General features: G+C 50.5%; 15 protein-coding genes and 1 riboswitch. Of the genes, 14 read left to right on the top strand and 1 reads right to left on the bottom strand.

Annotated features, from left to right (window positions below):
* The first annotated feature begins 64 nt into the window (after nucleotides 1–64).
* The 8 genes from GCU39_RS21405 (at nucleotide 65) to GCU39_RS21370 (ending at nucleotide 12,418) form a co-directional block, all read left to right on the top strand.
* A complete protein-coding gene (locus GCU39_RS21405; RefSeq protein WP_152397368.1) occupies nucleotides 65–490 on the top strand; it encodes a DMT family transporter in 426 nt (141 codons plus the stop codon).
* A 62-nt stretch (nucleotides 491–552) separates the two neighbouring features.
* Nucleotides 553–1,257, top strand: coding sequence for a Crp/Fnr family transcriptional regulator (locus tag GCU39_RS21400; RefSeq protein WP_152395370.1), 705 nt, complete (start codon nucleotides 553–555; stop codon nucleotides 1,255–1,257).
* A 21-nt stretch (nucleotides 1,258–1,278) separates the two neighbouring features.
* Nucleotides 1,279–1,758 (top strand): DMT family transporter, encoded by a 480-nt coding sequence (locus tag GCU39_RS21395; RefSeq protein WP_152395369.1) that lies wholly within the window; start codon nucleotides 1,279–1,281, stop codon nucleotides 1,756–1,758.
* Between the two features lie 104 nt (nucleotides 1,759–1,862).
* The gene (locus GCU39_RS21390; protein WP_152395368.1) at nucleotides 1,863–2,720 is read left to right on the top strand and encodes an ATP-binding cassette domain-containing protein; all 858 of its coding nucleotides are present in this window, start codon (nucleotides 1,863–1,865) and stop codon (nucleotides 2,718–2,720) included.
* Nucleotides 2,708–3,412: a hypothetical protein gene (locus GCU39_RS21385; RefSeq protein WP_152395367.1), complete on the top strand. Its 705-nt coding sequence runs from the start codon at nucleotides 2,708–2,710 to the stop codon at nucleotides 3,410–3,412. Before GCU39_RS21390 ends, GCU39_RS21385 begins: the two co-directional genes overlap by 13 nt.
* 148 nt (nucleotides 3,413–3,560) lie before the next feature.
* Nucleotides 3,561–3,654: riboswitch (cyclic di-GMP riboswitch) on the top strand.
* A 94-nt stretch (nucleotides 3,655–3,748) separates the two neighbouring features.
* Nucleotides 3,749–10,573: a non-ribosomal peptide synthetase gene (locus tag GCU39_RS21380; RefSeq protein ID WP_152395366.1), complete on the top strand. Its 6,825-nt coding sequence runs from the start codon at nucleotides 3,749–3,751 to the stop codon at nucleotides 10,571–10,573.
* Nucleotides 10,574–10,706: 133 nt separating this feature from the next.
* Nucleotides 10,707–11,051: a hypothetical protein gene (locus tag GCU39_RS21375; protein WP_152395365.1), complete on the top strand. Its 345-nt coding sequence runs from the start codon at nucleotides 10,707–10,709 to the stop codon at nucleotides 11,049–11,051.
* Nucleotides 11,052–11,146: 95 nt separating this feature from the next.
* The gene (locus GCU39_RS21370) at nucleotides 11,147–12,418 is read left to right on the top strand and encodes a methyl-accepting chemotaxis protein (RefSeq protein ID WP_152395364.1); all 1,272 of its coding nucleotides are present in this window, start codon (nucleotides 11,147–11,149) and stop codon (nucleotides 12,416–12,418) included.
* A gap of 24 nt (nucleotides 12,419–12,442) precedes the next feature.
* On the opposite strand, the gene GCU39_RS21365 is transcribed toward GCU39_RS21370, so the two are convergent.
* On the bottom strand, nucleotides 12,443–13,186 hold the full coding sequence (locus GCU39_RS21365) for a 4'-phosphopantetheinyl transferase family protein (RefSeq protein WP_193726576.1): 744 nt from the start codon (nucleotides 13,184–13,186) through the stop codon (nucleotides 12,443–12,445).
* 296 nt (nucleotides 13,187–13,482) lie between these two features.
* Between GCU39_RS21365 and GCU39_RS21360 the strand changes: the two genes are divergently transcribed.
* From GCU39_RS21360 to GCU39_RS21335, 6 genes are all read left to right on the top strand, one after another.
* Nucleotides 13,483–14,640, top strand: a complete 1,158-nt coding sequence (locus GCU39_RS21360; RefSeq protein ID WP_152395362.1) for a glycoside hydrolase family 88 protein — start codon at nucleotides 13,483–13,485, stop codon at nucleotides 14,638–14,640.
* A 19-nt stretch (nucleotides 14,641–14,659) separates the two neighbouring features.
* Nucleotides 14,660–16,411, top strand: coding sequence for an alpha-L-fucosidase (locus tag GCU39_RS21355; RefSeq protein WP_227793292.1), 1,752 nt, complete (start codon nucleotides 14,660–14,662; stop codon nucleotides 16,409–16,411).
* Between the two features lie 15 nt (nucleotides 16,412–16,426).
* Nucleotides 16,427–18,046, top strand: a complete 1,620-nt coding sequence (locus GCU39_RS21350; protein WP_152395361.1) for an extracellular solute-binding protein — start codon at nucleotides 16,427–16,429, stop codon at nucleotides 18,044–18,046.
* Between the two features lie 170 nt (nucleotides 18,047–18,216).
* Nucleotides 18,217–19,110, top strand: a complete 894-nt coding sequence (locus tag GCU39_RS21345) for an ABC transporter permease (RefSeq protein WP_227793657.1) — start codon at nucleotides 18,217–18,219, stop codon at nucleotides 19,108–19,110.
* A gap of 15 nt (nucleotides 19,111–19,125) precedes the next feature.
* A complete protein-coding gene (locus GCU39_RS21340; RefSeq protein WP_152395360.1) occupies nucleotides 19,126–20,004 on the top strand; it encodes a carbohydrate ABC transporter permease in 879 nt (292 codons plus the stop codon).
* Between the two features lie 97 nt (nucleotides 20,005–20,101).
* Entirely contained in the window at nucleotides 20,102–22,498 is a 2,397-nt protein-coding gene (locus GCU39_RS21335; RefSeq protein ID WP_152395359.1) for a helix-turn-helix domain-containing protein, read from the top strand.
* Nucleotides 22,499–22,527: the final 29 nt, after the last annotated feature.

Genomic DNA, 22,527 nt, shown 5'->3' with positions numbered 1-22,527 from the left:
ACCGTTCCCTCCCAGAAGTATCTTTTAATAAAAGAGAAATCAAGATCGGAGGGACACCAGCATGCTGAGAGGGATTCTATTCGCCATCTTTGGAGGGATATTCGTTACGCTGCAAGGCGTCGCGAATTCCAGGATCAGTCAAGATATCGGCACGTGGCAGACGGCCGCGATCACCCAGTTCACAGGATTCGTTGTGGCATTACTCGTCATGTTCATCGTTCGAGACGGCAAGTGGCAGGGGCTTACACAGGTGAAGCCGATCTATCTGATTAGCGGGGCGTTTGGGGCTATCGTTATTTTTAGCAATATTACTTCGATTCATCATATCGGGGTTACGTTGACAGTATCTACTCTGTTGATTGCTCAGCTCATTCTTACGTTCCTCATGGACCGTAATGGGTGGTTCGGCGCTGCGCGGCAGAAGATGAGATTTCCTCAGTATATCGGGATCGGGCTAATGATAGCCGGCGTGGTGATACTAAAGCTGTAATTCGGTAATCGTGCCAATTGATTTATCATGGAGCGTAATGATAGGAGAGGGGTAGTCTAGTCATGAAAGAAATGAAGGATGAAGCGCGGCTGCGGTTCTTTCTGCGGGAGCATCAGATCGAGCATGTCTTGAACGAACAACTCATACCGCATTTGTCGCTCTATCGGTTCGCCCCGGGAGAGCTCATCTGCTCGCAAGGCGACGCCTTCGATCATCTCTATATTCTCGTACAAGGTAAGATCAAAATCTATACGACGTCAGCCGAAGGGAAGGTGCTCATCCTCTCGTTCAAGACGCCGCTCGAAGTGATCGGCGATATTGAGTATGTACGTGGCGTATCGATCATTAATACGGTTGAAGCGGTATCTCCGGTCTATATGATCGGGGTTCATCACCGCTACCTGAATAAATACGGGCGAGATCATGCGCCGCTGCTGCACTTCCTGCTCGATATTATCACGCAAAAGTTCTACATGAAGTCTAACGCGCTAAGCTTTAATCTGCTATATCCGGTCGAAGTGCGGTTCGCAAGCTACCTATTGTCGGTCTCCACGGCTGGGGATCATTCGTTGATTCGTGAACAACCATCATCGAGCTCATCCAGTCTGAAGGATATGGCGAAGCTCATCGGAACCAGCTATCGGCATTTGAACCGAGTCATCCAGAAGTTCTGTGCAGAAGGTCTGATTGAACGCAGCAAGGGGGCTATCTTTATTCTTGATCGAGAAGGTTTGAGACGCCTTGCCGGACACAATATCTATGAGTAAACGAAGCGGAGGTTGAGGGAGATGCTGCTGGGAATATTGCTGGCATGGATCGCGGGATCGTTCGTCGGTCTGCAGAACATTTTCAACAATAAAGTTAATGAACAGGCGGGGACGTGGATTACGACGACACTGGTGTTAGGATTAGGGTGTCTTGCCTCTGTCCTGATCGGGCTTCTATTCGAAGGCGGGGAGTTGTTCCATCTTCGGTATATGGAGTCATGGTATTGGTTCAGCGGCGTGATCGGCGTAGGTGTCGTGACCTGTCTGATGCAGGGGATCAAACGTCTAGGTCCGACATATGCAGTCTCGCTCGCGATGACGTCCCAGCTTGGTTTCGCGCTGCTATGCGATTCGCAAGGCTGGTTCGGTCTAGACAAGGTTCCCTTTACAATCAATCAGCTGGTCGGGGTGTTGGTCATCGTCGCAGGTATTCTGGTCTTCAAGCTCGACGGTCGGCGGGAGAAGCAGCATAAGCAGCAGAAGTTCGTACATTCGGGTTAATACCAAAAAAAAGGCACCTGTATGGTGCCTTTTGCGCTTCATAAAGAGGATGTAAATTCCATGTGGTATAATATATACCATATGAATGTGAAGGGGGGGATCCAATGGACGCAGCTTCTTTGCTTGTCTTGCAGGATCTATGCAAGTATTACGGCAAGCATGCCGTCTTGTCTGCGGTGCAATTGAAGATAGACCGTGGCGAGACGATCATCCTTCGCGGCAATAACGGGTCCGGTAAAAGTACGTTGCTCAATATCATCGCAGGATTGGTTGCCCCGACTTCCGGTGTACGGACAGTTCGCGATTCGCAGCTGGTGATTGGATATATGCCCGACCATCTCCCTAAACTGAAAATGACATCGAACGAATATTTGTTCCATATGGGGCAAATTGCGGGATTACCCGCAGCGAAGCTGAAAGCTCGTGTTCGCGAGCTGCATGAACGGTTTGGTTTAGAGGAGCTGGCGACGCCGATGGTCTATTTTTCGAAAGGGATGCTGCAGAAGGTGAATCTTATGCAAGCCATGCTTCGCATGCCGGACCTCCTCGTATTGGACGAGCCTCTTTCGGGACTTGACGTGGAATCAATGAATCATTTGGTGATGGCTTTGAAGCATTTGGCGGACCAAGGAACCGCAATCGTCGCGGCCGTACATGAACCTTATCTAGGCAGACAGCTAGGGGGACATACCTACTGGATTCGCCAAGGCAGGCTTGTGCAAGAGGATAAGGGAGAACCATTGATTCAAGAGGCGTATTATGAGCTGGATTGCGAGCTTCGTGCTTCGGCGCATCACGCTTTGATGAACCAATTTGCCGGTGTAGATTGGATGACGCGGGACGGTGGGTATCAATATAAACTGGCAGAATCGGTGCATCGCGGCTTTCTAATGCAGCTGTTGCAGAACGGCGGCATTATTCGATCTCTGAAGCGAAAGGAGGACCACGCATGTACGCCTTGATCAAATATTTGCATACGTGCACGATGCGATCTTATCGGTATGTAGCTCCATCGATGGCTTACCTCCTATTCCTCATTTTCTTGTATACCGTCGTTCCGAATCCGGTCATGGAGAGCTATGCGTTCACCTCGGCTCTTCTATTCGCGGTCGCAGCTTGGATGGGATATCTGTTCATAGATGTCGAATCGCCGAATCAGGAGATGGTGACGGTGCTGCATGCGGGCGGCATTATTCGATTATATCGTGCGAAATTGATCTATAACTGGCTGTTCACCGTTCCTTTTGCGCTGTTTGCTGTGATATATCCAGCGCTGCTGCACAAATTCGACCGGAATCCGACAGGCGAGGAACTGCTCGTTTCTCTTGTTTTTCACATCGCGCTGGCATGGATGGGCATTGCTTTATCTTGTTGGTTCACCCGCAAGCTGTTCCAGTCTCGGTTATTGTCCTTTCTGCTTCTAGGATGCGTAATCGCAGTGTCGTTCGCCGCCAAGTCCGTTGCAGAGGAGCTGCCCGATGGACTCGATCGATTGGTGCTTCTACTGCCGCCTCTCCACCGAGCAATCTCTGTGCTATCCAATGACGGCAATAAATGGACGGCTCTAATCGCAGTGGTCTTGTACGGCGCGGTATCCAGCGTTCTGTTCTTGATCGTGATGCGGAAGAGGAAGCTGCATTTCCAGAAAGGGTAAGGTTTGCGCTATGTGTATTTCTTGCGAATTGTGAATCTATCTTTCTTGTAAATGCGTTGAAAAAAAGTGAAATAAGTTGAAAAATGAAAATAACATAGTAAAATAGAATAGGTAAATTGTACTAATCTCAGCAACCTATTGAGCACAAATAAATAACAGGCAAATCCGGCGAAAGTCGGAGACGCAAAGCTATAGGGGCCTACATGAACGGTTCATCGTTGATCAGCCAGCCAGTTGCCGAACGTATACTTGTGATTTCGCCAAGCAACTTGCCTGATTTCGGTAGAGTTGTTTTTTTGTGCTCAATTGGGTTCGACGGACCGAAGGAGTGGAAGAATGTCTTTGATTCTAGCCAATAGGGACAGCGTAAGAGAATACTGGCATAACAAATGGAAGGGTGTGGATAATAAAACATTTCTTGTTCCGGAATCGAAATCGATAGATCGCGAGAAGGTGTCTACCCGTAGACGCGTATTCCGGAAACAGTCATTAAGCTCCATTCATCAAGCTTGCGATTTGGCGGGCGTAGAGGTATCCGAAGTATTGTACACGTTTTGGTCTGTGCTCCTTCATCGCTATTTGCGAACGGAAGAGATTACATACGCTGCATTTTTACCTAATGAGGACAAGTTGATTGTCGTTCATATGAATATCGTTGCTTCGCAATCCTTGGATGCGCTGGTGAAGCAGACCCAAGCCGTCATGAATCAAGAACGGCCGTTTGCCATGTCGTTTGGGCAACTGCAGGAAATGTTGGAAGAGACGGGAGATGTCGTGCCTTCCAACTCGGTCGTAGGTTTCGGGAAGTCAACGGAACGTTCGCGTCATGCTTTGCTCCAGGGAAGCGACATCTCGCTTCGCTTTACTGTCGAAGCCGGATCGCTTGAAGTGGAGGCACTCTACCGGGAATGCGCATTTGGCCAAGCGACGGTCGAGCGGTTGCTCCGTCATTTAGAGAATATTTTGTCGGCTTGGTGCAGAGAACCGCAGGCTGCGGTTGAATCCATTGAAATGATGGACACGGACGAGAAGGAATATATGCTGGAGGCCTTTAACCGTAAGGGACAAGACTTTCATGCAGACGCCACGATCCATCAGTTATTCGAGGCGCAGGTGAGCCGGACGCCGGAGCATACAGCTGTGGCATGCGGGGAAGAGACGCTTACGTATCGACAGCTTGATGAACAGTCCAACCGACTGGCTCGCTTGCTCCTTGGGAAAGGCGTACAGCGGGGAGACATCGTAGGGATCATGTCTGGCCCGTCCAAACAGATGATCGTCTCGATTCTAGGGATTCTGAAGGCGGGAGCGGCCTATTTGCCAATCGACCCGAACTATCCTGCGGAACGTACGAGATTTATGCTTGAAGACAGTCGGACGCAGCTGCTGCTCATGACGCCAGACATCCATTCTGAGATTGCGTTCGACGGCGAAACGCTGGTGGTGAGCGATGCGTTGCTAGCGGGTGAGCGAATGGAGCCTGTTCCCGTGACGTCTAGCCCGACGGATCTCGCGTATATCATCTACACGTCCGGGTCTACCGGAACGCCGAAAGGCGTCATGGTCGAGCATCAACCGCTCGTGAATTTGGCATGCTGGCATCAGCATCATTTCCGTGTCACGGAACATGACCGCGCCACCAAATTTGCAGGCTTCGGGTTCGATGCTTCCGTCTGGGAGATCTTCCCGTACCTGATTACCGGCGCGTCGCTCCATATCGTTCCCGAAGACATTCGGCTTGACGCCGAGGCGTTGAATGCCTATTTCCATCAACAGGGGATTACGATTGGGTTCCTGCCGACGCAGCTATGCGAACAGTTCATGGAGCTCGAGAACACGTCTCTGCGTGTGCTTGTCACGGGAGGCGATAAACTGAAGACGTACCGTCCTACGCGCTACGAGCTGCACAATTGCTACGGCCCGACGGAGAACGCGGTCGTGACGACATCGCACCAAGTGACGGAATGGACGGATAACATCTCTATCGGCCAACCGATTGATAACACGGAAGTCCTCATTCTGGATGCAGCGGGCAAGCTTCAGCCGATCAGTATCGCAGGGGAGCTGTGCATTAGCGGCACAGGGCTCGCTCGAGGCTACTTGAACCGGCCGGAGCTGACGGAGGAGAAGTTCGTCCCGCATCCGTTCCGTGACGGGGAACGCATGTATCGTACTGGGGATCTGGCTAGATGGCTTCCGAACGGAACGATTGAGTTCATGGGACGGATCGATCATCAAGTCAAAATTCGTGGATTCCGTATCGAAATCGGAGAAATCGAACAGCAGCTTCTGCAGCATGAATCGGTTAAAGATTGTATCGTCATCGCACGCGAGGATCAGAACGGAGCCAGCTATCTATGCGCCTATGTGGTTGCATCATCCGTATGCACGCCTCGGGATCTTGCGGATTTCCTCGCTGTTCGGCTGCCGGAATACATGATTCCGCCGCGGTTCGTAACCCTGGATAGTCTCCCGGTCAATGCCAATGGCAAAGTGGATCGGCGTGCACTTCCAGAACCGGAGCGTGTGCACGTACAAGCTGAGTCAGCGGTGTTCGAGAATGAGACGGAAAAACAGCTTGCCGAGATCTGGCATGGAGTTCTAGGGATACCGAATATTGGCGCGGATGAACGATTCTTCGAAATCGGCGGCCATTCACTGCAAGCGGCATCGCTGCGCGGACAGATCGAACGGCGGTTCGGCGTGCGTCTGCTCATGGCGGATGTATTCCAATATACGACGATCCGGGAGCAAGCGCGCAAAATCGCAGAGCAGGCCGTTGGCCATGCAGCTCGTTCCACAATCGAGCCTGTACCCGTATCTTCTCATTACCCGGTCTACCCGGCGCAAAGACGCATGTACTTGATCGAGCAGATGGAAGGCGTTGGAACGGCTTATAATACGCCGATGCTGCTTCGGATAGAAGGCAAGGTAGACGTTGCACGGCTAGAGCAGACGTTCCAGAAATTGATTCATCGCCATGACATGCTGCGGACTTCCTTCCAATGGGTAGGCGAGGAGATTGTTCAGACGATCCAGGAGCAAGTCCCATTCCGTTTGTCGATGCTCACCGCCAATGAACACGAAGTCGCTGGCATGATGCGCGCATTCGTGAAGCCGTTCCAATTGAGCGAAGCACCGTTGATGCGGGCGGCGCTAATTACCTGTGCTGATGATTTGCACTATGTGATGCTTGATTTCCATCATATTGCCGTTGACGGCGTGTCGCTGCATTTGTTCTTCGAAGATTGGAGCAAGCTGTACAGCGGAGAGGAGCTTCCTCCATTAGCCGTCCAATTCAAAGATTTCGCGGTGTGGTACGGCCAACAGGACAATACCCCATTGCGTCATTCACTGAAGGATTACTGGAGCTCCGCGCTGACGGGTGAAATTCCGATTCTGCAGCTGCCTACCGATCGGAAGCGTCCGGATGTTCAGAGCTTCAACGGGAACACGCTCTCGGTTCAACTGGGTGCAGCACTGACGGAGAAATTAAAGAAATTAGCTGCGGAGTCCGATACAACATTGTATATGATTTTGTTGGCAGCCTATAACGTGCTGCTATTCCGCTATAGCGGCCAAGAGGATATTATTGTGGGCGCGCCGTTCGCCTGCCGGACCGAGAGTGAAATGCAGCAAATGATCGGCATGTTCGTTAATACGCTGCCTCTCCGCAGTTATCCGGACAAGCAGAAGTCTTTCGCCGCATTCTTGCAGGAAGTGAAGGCATGTGTCGTCGGCGCCATCGAGCATCAAGAGTATGAACTGGAGCTGATGCTCCGCGACTTGAACAACCCTCGCGTTCCAGGGCGGAATCCGCTATTCGATACGCTATTCGTTATGCAGAATACGGGGCGTACTATTCCTTCGATGGCAGGGGCGGAAGTGACGGCTGCACCATACGTGGATCCGATTGCCAAATACGATCTGATGGTGGACGTGACGGAATTGGACACGACGGTCCATGTCGATTTCCAGTACCGTACGGATCTGTTCCAACATGAGACGGTAGAGCGCTGGAGCAGACATTATGCTCGCATTCTGGAAGCGGCTGTAGCGGCAAGCGACATCAAGCTGACGGAAATCGCATTCATGGATGAGAAGGAAATCCACGATCAGATCGATGTGCTGAACGACACGGCGGCGCCGTATCGCCGGGAAGCGACGATCCAGCAATTGTTCGAGGAGCAGGTGCTTCGGACACCGGATCATCCGGCTTTGGTATTCTGCAGCGAACGGCTCACGTATGCGGAGCTGAACGAGAAGGCGAATCGTCTGGCCGGTACGCTGATCGCGAAAGGCGTTCAAGCGGACGAAGTCATCGGCCTGATGGCGGACAGATCGCTCGAGATGATCATCGGACTTCTCGGCATTCTCAAAGCCGGCGGAGCTTACGTTCCGATCGATCCCGAGTACCCGCAGGATCGTGTGAACTACATGCTCGAGAGCAGCGGGGCGAAACTGCTGCTGACGCAGACGCATCTAGCTGGGAAGACAACCTTCGAAGGCGAAGAGCTATACTTGGATCAAACAACCGCATATAGCGAGGTCACAGGTAACCCGCCGAGCCGGAGCAGGGCGGAGAACCTGTTATATGTCATCTATACGTCCGGAACGACAGGGAAGCCAAAAGGCGTCATGATCGAGCATCGGAACATGGTGAACCTGATCCATTATGAATATACAGAGACCAATGTGGACTATAGCGGCAAAGTGCTCCAATTCACGACGCTTAGCTTCGACGTCTGCTCGCAAGAGATTTGGTCGACCTTGCTTGCCGGAGGTACGTTGTGTCTTGTCACGAACGATACGCGTCGCGACGTAGGCCGATTGCTGCAAGTGATTGAAGATGAGGGCATTAATATTCTATTCATGCCGGTATCGTTCCTGAAATTCATCTTGAACGAGAAGGAATACGCAGATCGATTCCCTACCTCGGTTCGCCATATCATTACGGCCGGGGAGCAGCTGATCGTGCCGGAGAAATTCAGAGAGCATTTGCGTCATTATCAAGTGTATTTGCATAACCACTACGGCCCATCTGAGACGCATGTGGCTACGGCGCATACGATTGATCCGAACGGAGACATTCCCGAGCTGCCGCCGATCGGCAGACCGATTACGAATACGCGGATTTATCTGTTGAACGATCAACTGCATGTTCAGCCACCGGGCGTGCCTGGAGAGCTCTACATTGCGGGGGATTGCGTCGGAAGAGGTTACTACGGCCAAGAGCAGATGACTGCTGACCGGTATCTGCCGGATCCTTACGCAGGCGAAGGGCGAATGTACAAAACCGGGGATCTCGCGCGTTGGAATGAAGATGGCACACTGGAGTTCCTGGGCAGATTGGATCATCAAGTGAAAATTCGGGGATTCCGGATCGAGCTTGGGGAGATCGAGAACACGCTCTTGAACCATGTGGCGGTGAAAGAGACGCTCGTCTTAGCCAAAGAAGACGGCAGCGGAGGCCGATACCTATGCGCCTATGTTGCCGTGGAAGCGGAACAGACGGTGACAGAGCTGCGGAACCATCTTGCGAAGAGCCTGCCGGATTATATGATTCCGTCTTACTTTGTTCAGCTTCCGGCCCTGCCGCTGACGCCGAACGGCAAAATCGATCGGAGAGCCCTGCCTGAACCGGAAGTTGGGAACATCTCGGTGGGAAGCAGCGAATATGTGGCGCCTCGGACCGATGCGGAACGCAAGATTGCGGAGGTATGGCAGGATCTGCTTGGCATCGCGAAGATCGGCATTCACGATAACTTCTTCGAATTGGGCGGACATTCGCTGAAAGCCGCGGTGATGGTCGCAAGGCTGCAGCAGCAGTTCGAGATCGCCATTAATGATGTGTTCGAGCATCAGACGATTGCGGAGTTGTCCACGAAGGTGAGAGAGACATCCTCGAATCATTTGATGGAGAAGCTCGCGGAATTGAAGAAGGTGCATCTCTCGCCTTCAGAGGTTCGCTTTGACGATCAAGAGGCGTTGTACCATCAGAAGAACGAGCAATACGGCCAATTGGATCTGACGAAGAAGATCGTCTACCGCCATGTGCTGTTGACCGGGGCAACCGGCTATCTCGGCGTCCATTTGCTGCGTGATATGCTGGTCCATACGGATTGGACGGTTCATGTCATCGTCCGCGGAGATACCGATGAGCAAGCTGCCGACCGTCTGCACAGCAAGTTAGCGTTCTATTTCCGCGATCAGATCAATGAGACGATGCGAAGCAGAATCTGCGTGCATAAGGGGGATCTGACCCAAGAGCGGCTAGGCCTAACGGAAGCGAAGTATACCGAACTCTCCGAGATTGTAGACGGGATCGTGCATTCGGCGGCAACAGTTAAGCATTACGGCAATTATTCTGATTTTGAGCAGCAGAATGTGGTTGCGACGGAGCGGGTATTAGCGTTCGCGCAGCTGAACCGAATTAAGCCGATGCACCATATTTCGACATTAGGTGTCGCCTCGGGCGTCATACCGGATCAATCCGCTGCGTATTTCACCGAATACGACCTGGATCTTGGGCAGCAGTACGAGAATTATTACGCTAAGACGAAACATGAAGCGGAACGGAAAGTGATCAAGGCGAGAGAGACAGGCGTACCGTCCAGCATCTACAGAATCGGGAACGTTGTCTTCCAGTCCGATACGGGAAGATTCCAAGAGAATATCGAGGAAAATGCGTTCTACACGATGATGCGATCCTTTATTCGTCTCGGGATGGTGCCAGAAATGGAGCCGGACACGGATTTCTCTTATGTCGACGCGGTCAGCCGTGCGGTCGTGCTGTTGATGCAGCCGGAAGCCATTCAAAATGAAGTTTTCCATTTGTTCAACCCGCATCGCGAGAGTATGAGCCATTTACTCGCCGACGGTCGGTTAGAGTGGGATGTCAAATCGGGTACGTTCGAGCAATTCATCGATTATATGATAGCGAAATATGAGGCGGATGACTGCAGGGAAGAGATTGAGAAGATTATCCTCCACTACGGATGGCTGGAACAGCACCATGATGCGACGATGTTCGAGATTACAGTCAAGAAGAGCGTATTGGTACTCCGAATGCTCGGTTTTGAGTGGGAAAAGATGGATGACGAACGGGTTCATGCAATGATCGGATATTGCAAAGAAGTAGGCTTTTTATCACAGAAATAATAGGGAAATCGTCATAGAATCGACTTTATTTGACAACAAATCGCACGAATCGACAAATTTCTCTTTTCCCATCTTGTATATTTTGATAGAATTAATGTATAAGATAATTTAACCATTTTAGGAGGAAATAGACATGTTCCAAATTTCTTACGACCAAGCCAAAAATCGCGTTACTGTCCGCGTTCAGAGCATCACGATGGATGAGGTAGAGACGTACAAGCAGGAATACAGCAAAGTGATGGATCAAGTAAAACCTGGCTTCACAGGTTTGACGGATTTGAGCGAAGGTAAACTGTTCACCCAGGATGTCGCTTTGGCTTTGGCGCCGCTTGGAGAACTCTCCGTTCAAAAAGGTTTGACGAAGTGGGCTTATTACACAGGTTCTGCCGTATCGAAAATGCAAATGAAACGCATGTTTGGCGATATTGTTGTTTCGTTTGAAAAACTAGATGAAGCAGAAGCTTACTTGAACAACTAAACAGCAAAATCAAAAAAGCCTGGTCTCCAGGCTTTTTTTAAAGATTTACAGCTAGCCAGCTATTTTAGTTTGAATAAAAGATATTTAGGTGGTGTATGATGTTACATTTCAAACAAGACAAGCAGCTGATGATCTCGGCATTGCCGATCCCGATTCTGACTGCTATTCTCTCGTTTCTATTTTTCATCCCCGGGCGGGGTTGGACATCGTTCATAATTGGTTTAATTGTTCTAGTCATTTTAAGCTTTGGTGCGACAATTATGGTAGTCAAGCGTCTTAATCGTCATGTTGAGCGCGATCTGACGCTTCTCACAGGAGAAATCAAGCGCATTTCGAAAGGCGATTTGTCGCATAACGAATTGAACCTGAGCTCATCAGTCGTACAGGAAGCGGCTCAAGATTTCCGCCGAATCGCTGAACGGCTCCAAGACGTAGCGGGTAAAACGGAACATTTCGTGAATGATGTTAACACGGCTGTCGATATGGTGAAATCGACTTCCGAAGTCGGGCACTTCGTGGCCGATCTCATTAGTGAGTCGACTCGTAACGTGAGCGAGGAATCAAGCAGACAAATGGAAGTTCTCCAGACCACCGTAAGGACGATGTCGGAGATCTCAACCGCGATCCAGCAAATTGCGAGCAGCTCCGATGAAGTGGCGAGCACCTCAGGCGAAACTTCAGTGAAGGCGGCTAGGGGCGGAGAATCGATCCGAGAAGCGATGGAGCAAATGAGCAAGACGGACGAAGCGCTTGAGAATCTGCTGGAGCAAGTGAACCGTCTAGGCGCACGATCTAAAGAAGTGGAGACATTCGTCTCGGTCATTACGGAATTGTCCAATCAGACGCATCTGCTAGCATTGAATGCTGCGATTGAGGCGGCAAGAGCAGGTGAATACGGCAGCGGGTTCTCCGTCATTGCGAGTGAGGTTCGTAAGCTTGCTGAGCAGTCAACGGAATCGGCCAAGCAGGTCAGCTTGATCAACGGCATGATCCAACAGGAAGCAAGCGAAGCTGTGACTTCCTCGGTCCATGTCGCAGAGGATATGAAGCGAGGAATCGATTCATTGAATCAAGCCGGCACGACCTTTATTCACATTCAATCCTCGATTGAAGACGTGAGTACGCAAATTCAAGAAGTATCCGCGGCCGTGGAGGAAATTTCGGCACATACGGATGAAGTGACAGGATCGCTGAGTCAGACGGAGCAAATTTTCGAGAAAGCTAAATCGGAGATGGACAATATTCGCATGGCTTCGGCAGAACATTTCGAATCGATGGGTCAGACCTTGGAGGCAGCGAACACATTGTCTACCTTGACCGAGACGCTGAAGCAGAGAATCAATCATTCGCCTGAGGCGCAATCATAAACCCAAATCAAAGGCATAGCTGGATTACCCACGAATGGGTGCAGTTATGCCTTTTTTTATGTCGGAGACGTGTTGTGACACCAGATTCACAAAATGCTCAGATGCTAGACGGCAAATATCTGCAGGGAACGTCGGACTAGCGCTGCATGCAGAGAGCTTGTAATCCGGGGATAACGCATATTGTTGGAAATGCCAATTCTGCTGGTGTTCAGGCGCATGGACGGTAATGCACGGATCTTCTTCGATCCAGTAGGAATTGGGCGGCAAGGACATACCGACCCCCAGCGCCTTCATGTAGCTTTCTTTTAGCGTCCACAAGTCGTAGAAGTATTCTAATTTCTGCTGCCCTTCATAGGAGGACAGCCGGTCCCATTCACGGCTTGCGAAGAATAGATCCAATCCGGTGAAGTCCATGCTTTTTATTTGCTCCACATCGACGCCGACAGAGTGTTCGCTGAGCATCAAGACAATCCAATGACCGGAATGGGATAGATTAAAATGAATGGTAGAGGAAGCGGATAAGAAGGGCTTGCCGTATTCATTTTTTTGGATCTGAATGTCCTTCCAAGGGAGGGAGCATGCTCTGCTTAGCGCATATCGAATTAGTAGTGCGCCGAGCAGAGAACGGTCACGGTCTTCCTTTCTTCTCAGCCGCATGATCGGATGTCGGAAATCCTCCGGTAACCATGAAAGGCAATGATGGAATACTTCCTCGTCCATGTCGTCGATGTGATGTATTGCGATCAGGCAGGGGGGCGTCATCTCCATTCGTAACCACCTCATATTAATGTAGATTCAGTTCCTTTCGGAATTGGACAAGTTAGGTCATCATCAATCCATCATAATACAGAAACGAAGCAAATGGGAATAAAGTCGGGCGGGGGCAATCGAATCAGCCGCTCTTTTTGACATGCCTTGGGGGAGGAACGATTTTTCATGCCCACATACTTTTTTTCACCTGAATAAAAAGAGCAGTACACTTAAAAAATTGGAAATTGTGGGAAGAAACACTGTTGCTTACAATGGACCCAGATACGAATCACGACAACGTGGGAGGGGTGTCAATGATTGAGCAATTTACGGCAACGAAGAGACTGACAAGAGAACGCTGCGACGAGGCGATGGCATTTATACGCCAGCAAATCGATCGTAACCTGGAGACATTCGTCAATACATTCCCTGCGGAATGCAGTACGAATCAAGTCTATGAGCAGGTGGGCAACGTGGCATGGACGCCGGGGTTCTGGACGGGTATGCTGTGGCTTGCGTTCGAAGTGACAGGCGATGAGAAGTATCGCCTCGCTGCGGAGAATCAGCTTCCGAGTTATCGCCAACGGGTGGATGAGAAGCGGTATACAGAGACGCATGATCTTGGTTTCTTATATACGTTGTCCTGCGTATCGGCTTACAAGCTGACGGGGAACGAGGATGCCAAGCAGCTAGCGCTTGAAGCAGCGGATCTCCTCTATGAAAGGTATTTAGAGAAGGCCGGCATTATCCAGGCCTGGGGCAATCTGAAAGACCCGAAGCAGCAAGGACGAATGATTATTGATTGCCTGATGAATTTACCACTCTTATACTGGGCCAGCGAGGTCACCGGGGATCAGAAGTATTACGATGCCGCAGCATCCCATGTAAGGCAGTCTGCGAAGTACTTAATTCGCGAGGATGCATCCAGCTTCCATACCTTCTACATGGATACAGAGACAGGCGAGCCGAAGTATGGTCGTACGGCGCAAGGTTATGCGGATGATTCCTGCTGGTCAAGAGGTCAGGCGTGGGGCATCTACGGATTTCCGCTGTCCTACCGATATACAGGGGATGGTGAACTGATCGAACTGACCACGAAGCTTGCGAATTATTTTCTGGACCGCCTGCCCGAGGATCTTGTATGTTATTGGGACCTGATCTTCACTGATGGTCCGGAGGAGAGGGATAGCTCGGCAGCTGCTATCGCGGTATGCGGACTGCTGGAGACAGCCAAGCATCTTCCGTTAACCGACCCGACGAGACGGAGATATGAGAATGCGGCTTTGTCGATCTTAGATTCGCTGATCTTGCATTACATGGCGCGGGATGTACCGGAATCGAATGGCATATTGCTGCACGCGGTGTATGGCAAGCCGAACGGAACAGGGATCGACGAATGCTGCATATGGGGCGATTATTATTTCTATGAGGCATTGGTTCGCGTAACGAGGGATTGGAAGCTCTATTGGTAACTGAGGAGCGCCGAAAGAGGTGAAATGGGAAGTGAGCAGCATCAAGGCAGTTGATCAGGATCTAAGAACGAAATGGTGGACAGAGGCAAGATTCGGGATGTTTATCCATTGGGGATTATATGCGATTCCAGCCAAAGGCGAATGGGTGATGTATGCAGAGCGAACCCCGGTAGAGGCGTACGAGCAATGGGCCAAGCAGTTCAATCCGACGAAGTTCGATGCCAGCGAATGGGTGAACATCGCCAAAGATGCAGGCATGCGGTATATCGTCATTACGGCTAAGCATCATGACGGGTTTGCCATGTTCCATTCTCGATCGGACCCTTACAATATCGTCGACGCCACCCCGTTCGGGCGCGATCCGATGAAGGAGCTGGCTGAGGCCTGCGCGGAGGTGGGGATCGCCTTATGCTTCTATTACTCGCATGTCATCGATTGGCATCATCCGGATGCGCTGCACAAGGAACACAATAATACGTGGGATTACCGACTGGATGAGAAGGTTTTCCAGACGTATTGGCAGGGCAAAGTGAAGCCGCAGCTGACGGAACTGCTGACCGAATACGGAAGGATCGGCCTTGTCTGGTTCGATACGGCTGGAGGATTGTCCGAAGCGGATAGCAGGGATATCGTGGAGCATGTGCGAAGTCTTCAACCGGACTGCCTGATCAATTCCCGGGTGTCCCATATCATGGGGATGGGCGATTATGTGTCGAAGGGCGATAACGAGATCGGGATGAGCGGGGAAGATACGAGGCCTTGGGAGACGCCGATGACGCTCAATCAATCCTGGGGGTATACGACCAAGGATCAAACGTGGAAATCGACGAATTCTCTCCTCCATAAGCTCGTCAATGTTATTGGCAAAGGGGGCAATCTGCTCCTGAATGTCGGTCCTTCACCGGAAGGAACCATTCCAGAATTATCCGTAGCGCGGCTGCGCGAAGTTGGTGAATGGACCCAGCGCAATGCCGAAGCCATCTATGGCACATCAGGGAGCCCGTTCCCTTGCGAGGTGAGCTGGGGAGCGATAACGACGAAGTCTGGACGTATCTATCTTCATATGCATAACGATAATTGGTCGATGCATGAGGTTCGCATTCACGGGATACGCAATCGAATTGCGCGAGCCTATATGCTTGCTGACCCGTCGCAACAGGCATTAACCGTTGTGCAGACCTATGATGAAGGATTGGACCTATATACGTCCGTCGTCGAGCTTCCGCCTCAACCGTCAGATGCGTACGTGTCGGTCGTCGTCCTAGAGCTGATTGGCGAGAACGACTTCGACCGCAGGCTAACGCAGCAATCTTCTGGTGACTTTCAACTGGATGTGCCGCATGCAGCGGTGACAGACGTGTATGTCGCGGAAAGCGACAGCGGAGCTGGTATCATCAGAAATGCACAATGGGAGTTTACGCTTGTACAGCCAGGAACCTACGAGTTGATGCTCGTCAGTTATAAGCGACATGATGTGGCGTGGGAAGGGTTATACCCTGAAGAGATTGAAATAAATACGTCTGGGACTCGGATCGTCTGTGCACCAATGGAGGATGACATAGATACAAACTCCCCTGCGTGCCAGCATCCTTATATACCGATTTTATCTAAGCTAGGCGAGATAACATGGGAAGAAGCAGGGACTTACAAGCTAACCATTCAATCATCCAAGTTGAAGGACCCTGCACCACGGTTCACCGAAATTTGGCATGCGGATGCCGTTAAGCTTCGTGCGATTCGACTCGTGCGCAGCAACAGCAGTAACCAATAAAAAGGAGGCGCTTTCATGAAAGGGAAGGTAAAGAAATTTGGGGTTATCCTGTTAACATCACTGCTCGCATTATCGATCGCGGCTTGCAGCACGCCAGGCAGCGACCAGAAGCAAGAGGGTACAACTTCCGACGGGAAACCGGCTGAAGGCGCGAAACTGACGAACTTGTCGTACTGGGTTAGCATGCACTCTGCAGCTGCCGCACAAATGAAAACATACGCTGAAATGGGTATGTATAAGGAACTAGAGAAAATTACAGGTGTAAAGGTTGCGTTCGAGCATCCGCCTACGGATGCCGCACAGGCCAAAGAACAGTTCAATCTCATGATGGTCTCGGAGAAGCTGCCGGATGTCATCGAATATTCGTGGATTGGGTATCCAGGGGGACCTGAGAAGGCGATTCAAGATAACAAAATCATTAAACTGAACGATCTGATTGATCAATACGCGCCGAATCTGAAGAAACTACTCGACGAACATCCGGATTGGAAGAAGCAAGTGACAACGGATGACGGCAATATGTATATGTTCCCGTTCTTCCGTGGCGGCGATAAGGTCCGTGTATTCTACGGTCCAGGGATCCGGAAAGATTGGTTAGATAAGGTCGGGATGGAGATACCTACGACCATTGATGAATGGCATGAAGTATTAACCGCATTTAAGGATAAGGACCCGAACGGGAATGGCAAGGCTGATGAAATCCCATTCTATATCACACTAGAGGATGTTGGTCTTGACGCACCATTCCTTGGCGCATGGGGCATCAACTACGGCTTCTACCAAGACGGGGGACAGGTGAAGTTCGGTCCGACGCAGCCGGAGTACAAGGAATTCCTCACAACCATGAACAAATGGTACCAAGAAGGCCTGATTGACAAAGATTTTGCCGCGCCGAACAGCAAGTTGTTCGATGCCAAGATGACTGGAGATCAGTTAGGTTCAGCCTTGGTGTATAACGGAGGCGGGATTGGAAAATACGCGAATTTGATGAAAGATAAAGATCCGAAGTTCAATCTGGTCGCAGCTCCATACCCAGTGCTTAAGAAGGGCGACAAGCAAATGTGGGGACAGAAGGATTTCGCGACGAACGGCGTTGGGGCAGCTATCTCCACAAGCAATCAGAATCCGGTCGAGACCGTGAAATGGCTCGATTACGCGTATGGCGAACAGGGCGATCTATTATTTAACTACGGTAAAGAAGGCGAAGCATACAGCATGGTGAACGGCGTCCCTACCTTCTTGCCTGAGGTATTGAACCCGCCGAGCGGCGTGAGTTTGCAGCAATCCTTCGCGAAACATAACCGTTCTACTTGGAGCGCGCCATTTGTACTGAGTGAGAATTTCCAAATGCAATATCTCGCGCTCGATAATCAGAAGGAGGCCCTCGCGACCTGGTCGCAGCCGACAGGTGAGCGCAAAATGCCGCTGGTAACGCCGACCAATGACGAGAGCTCCCAATTCGCATCGATCATGACGGATATCAATACCTACAAAGACGAGATGTTCCTGAAGTTCATCATGGGGGCGGAGCCGCTCGATAACTTCGATAAATACGTGAAGAAGATTGAAGCGATGGGCATTGAAGATGCGACGAAAATTCAGCAAGCTGCGCTAGAACGGTTCAACAAACGCTAATCGTTCAGCATATGAAAGAGGTCGGGAGAGGAAGAGCTTTCTTCTTCTCCCGCATGATCTCTGCATAATCTACGGGAAAGGCAGGAAGGCAGATGAAGCAAGTCGTGAAGAAGGCACCCCGGCATGAGCGTTCGGCTAGAAGATTGAATGAACCATCCACTTGGCAGATCATGGGTAAGGATGTTAGGCGCAATTGGATGATCTATCTGTTGGCGCTTCCTGTGATCGCTTATTATGTCATTTTCCACTATGGTCCCATGTATGGACTTCAAATTGCATTCAAAGATTTTATGCCTGCGAAGGGCATTTGGGATAGTCCTTGGGTGGGGTTCAAGCATTTCGTCAGCTTCTTCGACGGCATTTATTTCTGGAGATTAATTCGCAACACCTTGTTGATTAACATTTATGAGCTGATCTTTGCATTCCCGGCCGCCATTATCCTCGCGCTCCTCTTGAACGAAATTCGTAGGATGATGTTCAAACGCTGGGTTCAGACGATCTCGTACCTCCCTCACTTTATCTCCATTGTCGTTGTTGCAGGGATGATGTTTGATTTTCTAAGCCGCGACGGACTTATCAATCAATTGATTGGCTTGCTCGGTATTGCGCCGATCGATTTTCTGAAGGAAGCGGGTTGGTTCCGGTTCATCTTCGTCTCCTCCGGCATCTGGCAGGGCATCGGATGGGGTTCCATCATTTATCTGGCCTCCATCGCGAATATTGACCCGACGCTCTATGAAGCAGCCAAAATGGATGGCGCGAATCGGTGGCGGCAGACGTTCCACATTACAATTCCAGGGATTATGCCAACGATCGTGATCATGCTCATCCTGAACATGGGCAACATGTTGTCTGTCGGTAGCGATAAGGTGCTGCTGCTCTATAATCCGCTCACCTATGAGACCGCAGATGTGATCTCCACTTATGTGTATCGCAAAGGGATTCTCGAAGCCAGTTACAGCTTCACGGCCGCGGTAGGCCTGTTCAATTCCGTGATCAGCTTCATTCTGATCGTATCGGCGAATGCCATTAGTAAACGCGTGTCCGAGAATAAACTGTGGTGAGGAGGGAATAACGACATGGGCACACAAACGGTTGGCGAAAAAATATTCGGCGTTTTCAATACGTTCTTAATGCTTGGACTCTGTTTCATTACGTTATATCCCTTTATCTATGTGCTATTCGCTTCGCTCAGTGATGCAGGGGCTTTCTTGCAGCATCGCGGACTGCTGGTTCGCCCTGTAGGTTTTAATCTGGATGCGTACAAAGCGGTATTCCAGAATCCGATGATTATTAGCGGCTACCGCAATACGTTGTTCTATGTTACCGCCGGGACAGCGATTAACTTGCTGATGACGGCGATTGGAGCTTATGTCCTCTCGCGGCGCAATCTCTTCTTCCGCAACTTCTTGATGTTCGCCATTGTCCTCACGATGGTATTCCATGGGGGGCTCATTCCAACCTTTATGCTCATCAACAAATTAGGGATGATGAATACACCTTGGGCGTTGTTGATTCCAAGTGCGATCTCGACCTTCAACCTAATCATTATGCGTACAGCATTTCAAGGGATTCCCGTGTCGCTCGAGGAATCCGCCAAGATTGATGGCGCCGGGGAGCTGACGATTCTATTCCGCATCATTATTCCGTTGTCGATGCCCGTCATTGCGGTAATGGTCCTCTGGTATGCTGTCGGTCATTGGAACTCTTACTTCTCTGCGCTGGTATATTTAAGGGACCGCACCATGTATCCGCTGCAACTGGTTCTACGGGATATTCTGATTGCGAATTCGACGGACTCGATGTCGACGGGTGCTGCGGCAGATGACAAGTACGCGATCGGCGAGACGATCAAATACGCCACGATCATTATTTCCACCCTGCCGATTATTTGTCTGTATCCGTTTCTGCAGAAATATTTCGTGAAGGGCGTATTGATCGGGGCGATTAAAGAATAAATCAGTACCCTTGCCTGCCAGGTTGCATTATAATACTCGTAAACGCTTTCAATTGGGTATTAATGTAAGTGATCATAAATGGCAGGGGGGATCATTCGTGAGATGGTCGCGAAAGTGGTTAAATTTACGTCATTTGAAAAGTGTATGGATCACGATGGTGATCTCCAATCTCGTCATGCTGCTCATTCCTTTATCTATAGGCGTTTTTCTGTATAGTAAAGTGGAGGATAGCCTCGAGAAGGGGGCGAATCGATCGAATCAAGCGATGCTCGAGCAGCTGAAGCTGTCGCTTGACATTGAGTTGAAGCAGGTCGACAAGCTGGCACAGCAGATTGCCTTCGATCCGAAGCTGGATTATTTGTTGAAGCTCAAAGAAGACCATAGCGGTTTTGACCGCTACAAATTCATCGAATTCATGAGCGGGCGGGCATTCCACTCGAATTTTCGTTCCAATTTCATCTTGGATTATTACGTCTACTTCCGTCAGAGCGACTTGATCCTGAAGCCGGGCCTCCTGACGGAATCCCGCAAATTCTACGATATGTATTACAGTTACGCGGGGAAATCGTATGAAACATGGCGTGATGAAGTGCTGCACGGCTTCCATACGATGGAATATCTGCCGTCGTCGACGCTGATCCGGCGTTCGGAGACGGATCCGATGCAGAGCATTGAGAATACACCGATCGACGTGATCACGTTCGCGCAATCCCTCCCGGGGCGGGACCGCAAAAATGTTACAGGCAGCTTCGTCATCCTCATCGACGAGAGTCGGGTCAAGGAGATGTTCGCCCAAATCGAATACGCGAGCGACAGCTCCATTTACGTGATCGATGGTGAAGGCAACAGCATTATGTCCACGGAGAAAGGGCCGCTTCAGCCGGAGCTGCTAGAGCGCATATCTGCGCAAGAAGGCTTGTTCAATGCGGAGCTGGACGGCGATCCGAAGGTGGTCTCGTTCACTTCTTCCGAGAAGGAAGGATGGAAATACGTCCTGGTTACCCCGCGGAGCGTCTATATGCAGCAGCTGAATCTGATCCAGCATTGGACATTGATTCTATTTTCCCTTTGCTTGGCACTTGGGGTCATTGCCGCCATCATCATCGCTTACCGGAATTACAATCCGCTTCGCAAAGCGGTTGAGGCCATTAAAGGTTCGAGCGGGACGAAATGGCAAGGCCGGCTGGCCGGGAATGAATACGAACTGATTAAGCGAACGATCGAGGACTCCCTCCAGGAAGAGCGGAATCTTCGACATCTATTGGCGCAGCAAGCGCCGGTGCTTCGGGCGAACTATTTGTCCCGATTGATTCGGGGGCAGATGGACGTCGATACGACGGAACGAGGCGTACAGTCGCTCCAGTTCATGGATATTACCTTTATAAGCGAATACTTCTCCGTGATGATCGTCCAATTGGACAGCATCGCGAGATTTCATATGGAGCATGATGAACAGCAGTGGGCCTTGGCCCGATTCATTGTATCGAATGTCGGAACGGATATGATCCAGCCTCCTCACCAGGCGTTCGCGGTGGAGCTGGATCGGGACCGCATGGTGTTCTTGATCAACTTCGCCTCGGAGGTGATTGGGGACATGGATGCGGATATGCAAGCGATGGCCGAGTCATTGAAACATATGATCGAAGAACGGTTCCATATTGATATGACGGTATCGGTCGGTCTCCCGCACGTCGGAGCGAAGAGCATCGGCGAGAGCTACGCGGAAGCAGTTGCGGCCTTGGAATACCGAATCATTAAAGGTGGTGGTACCATCATCTATTTCCGGGATATCCAGAGCGTTCACTCTCATTATTATTATCCGATCGACATCGAGGTGCAGCTCATCAATTTCGTGCGCAGCGGGGATATGGAGAACGTGATGAAGCTGCTGGATACGATCTATGCGATGAATTTCGAATCCGGCAGCATGACGCCGGAGGTCGGACGCTGTCTGTTCTTCAATATGACGAGTACCTTCCTCAAGATTATGAACGCGACAGGCACAGACCAGCGCGACATTCTCGGACCGGACATCGACCTGATCAAGGATATTTTCTCTTACGAGACGGCCGAGAGCATGTATCGGCGTATCCAACAATTGTATGAGATGCTGACAGGATCCTTCGTCGTTGAGCGAACGGACCACCGCGTTCAGCTGCTGCACGAACTGGAGCAATTCCTGGACGAACATTTTACCGATCCAGATTTGGGGCTTACCATGATTTCCGAACACTTCGGCATGACGCCGCAATATATTTCAACGTTCTATAAGAAGTGCAGCGGCATGAATGTTGTTGATGCGATTACGCGTAGACGTATTCAACAAGCCAAAGTGCATATGCGTACCAAAGAGATGACAAATGCACAGCTTGCCCAATTGGTGGGGTATACGAGTGACGTCGTATTTATCCGTGCATTTAAGAAGATTGAGGGTGTAACGCCGGGGAAATATCGGGAGAGCTTCATGACCTATCCATCGGACGAAGTCGGATAGAGGGAACGAATTAATCTTGCCTGGCGGTA

The organism is Paenibacillus guangzhouensis, from assembly GCF_009363075.1.
In the GTDB taxonomy this organism is placed as follows: Bacteria; Bacillota; Bacilli; order Paenibacillales; family Paenibacillaceae; genus Paenibacillus_K; species Paenibacillus_K guangzhouensis.
The sequence above is the reverse complement of the archived record's forward strand: the minus strand, read 5'-3'. Positions and strand labels throughout refer to the sequence as shown.

Coding starts and splice junctions, on each gene's coding strand:
- GCU39_RS21350 (WP_152395361.1), top strand. CDS start 16,427: ATGAAAGGGAAGGTAAAGAAATTTGGGGTTATCCTGTTAACATCACTG.
- GCU39_RS21385 (WP_152395367.1), top strand. CDS start 2,708: ATGTACGCCTTGATCAAATATTTGCATACGTGCACGATGCGATCTTAT.
- GCU39_RS21365 (WP_193726576.1), bottom strand. CDS start 13,186: ATGGAGATGACGCCCCCCTGCCTGATCGCAATACATCACATCGACGAC.
- GCU39_RS21400 (WP_152395370.1), top strand. CDS start 553: ATGAAAGAAATGAAGGATGAAGCGCGGCTGCGGTTCTTTCTGCGGGAG.
- GCU39_RS21395 (WP_152395369.1), top strand. CDS start 1,279: ATGCTGCTGGGAATATTGCTGGCATGGATCGCGGGATCGTTCGTCGGT.
- GCU39_RS21390 (WP_152395368.1), top strand. CDS start 1,863: ATGGACGCAGCTTCTTTGCTTGTCTTGCAGGATCTATGCAAGTATTAC.
- GCU39_RS21380 (WP_152395366.1), top strand. CDS start 3,749: ATGTCTTTGATTCTAGCCAATAGGGACAGCGTAAGAGAATACTGGCAT.
- GCU39_RS21340 (WP_152395360.1), top strand. CDS start 19,126: ATGGGCACACAAACGGTTGGCGAAAAAATATTCGGCGTTTTCAATACG.
- GCU39_RS21375 (WP_152395365.1), top strand. CDS start 10,707: ATGTTCCAAATTTCTTACGACCAAGCCAAAAATCGCGTTACTGTCCGC.
- GCU39_RS21360 (WP_152395362.1), top strand. CDS start 13,483: ATGATTGAGCAATTTACGGCAACGAAGAGACTGACAAGAGAACGCTGC.
- GCU39_RS21345 (WP_227793657.1), top strand. CDS start 18,217: ATGGGTAAGGATGTTAGGCGCAATTGGATGATCTATCTGTTGGCGCTT.
- GCU39_RS21370 (WP_152395364.1), top strand. CDS start 11,147: ATGATGTTACATTTCAAACAAGACAAGCAGCTGATGATCTCGGCATTG.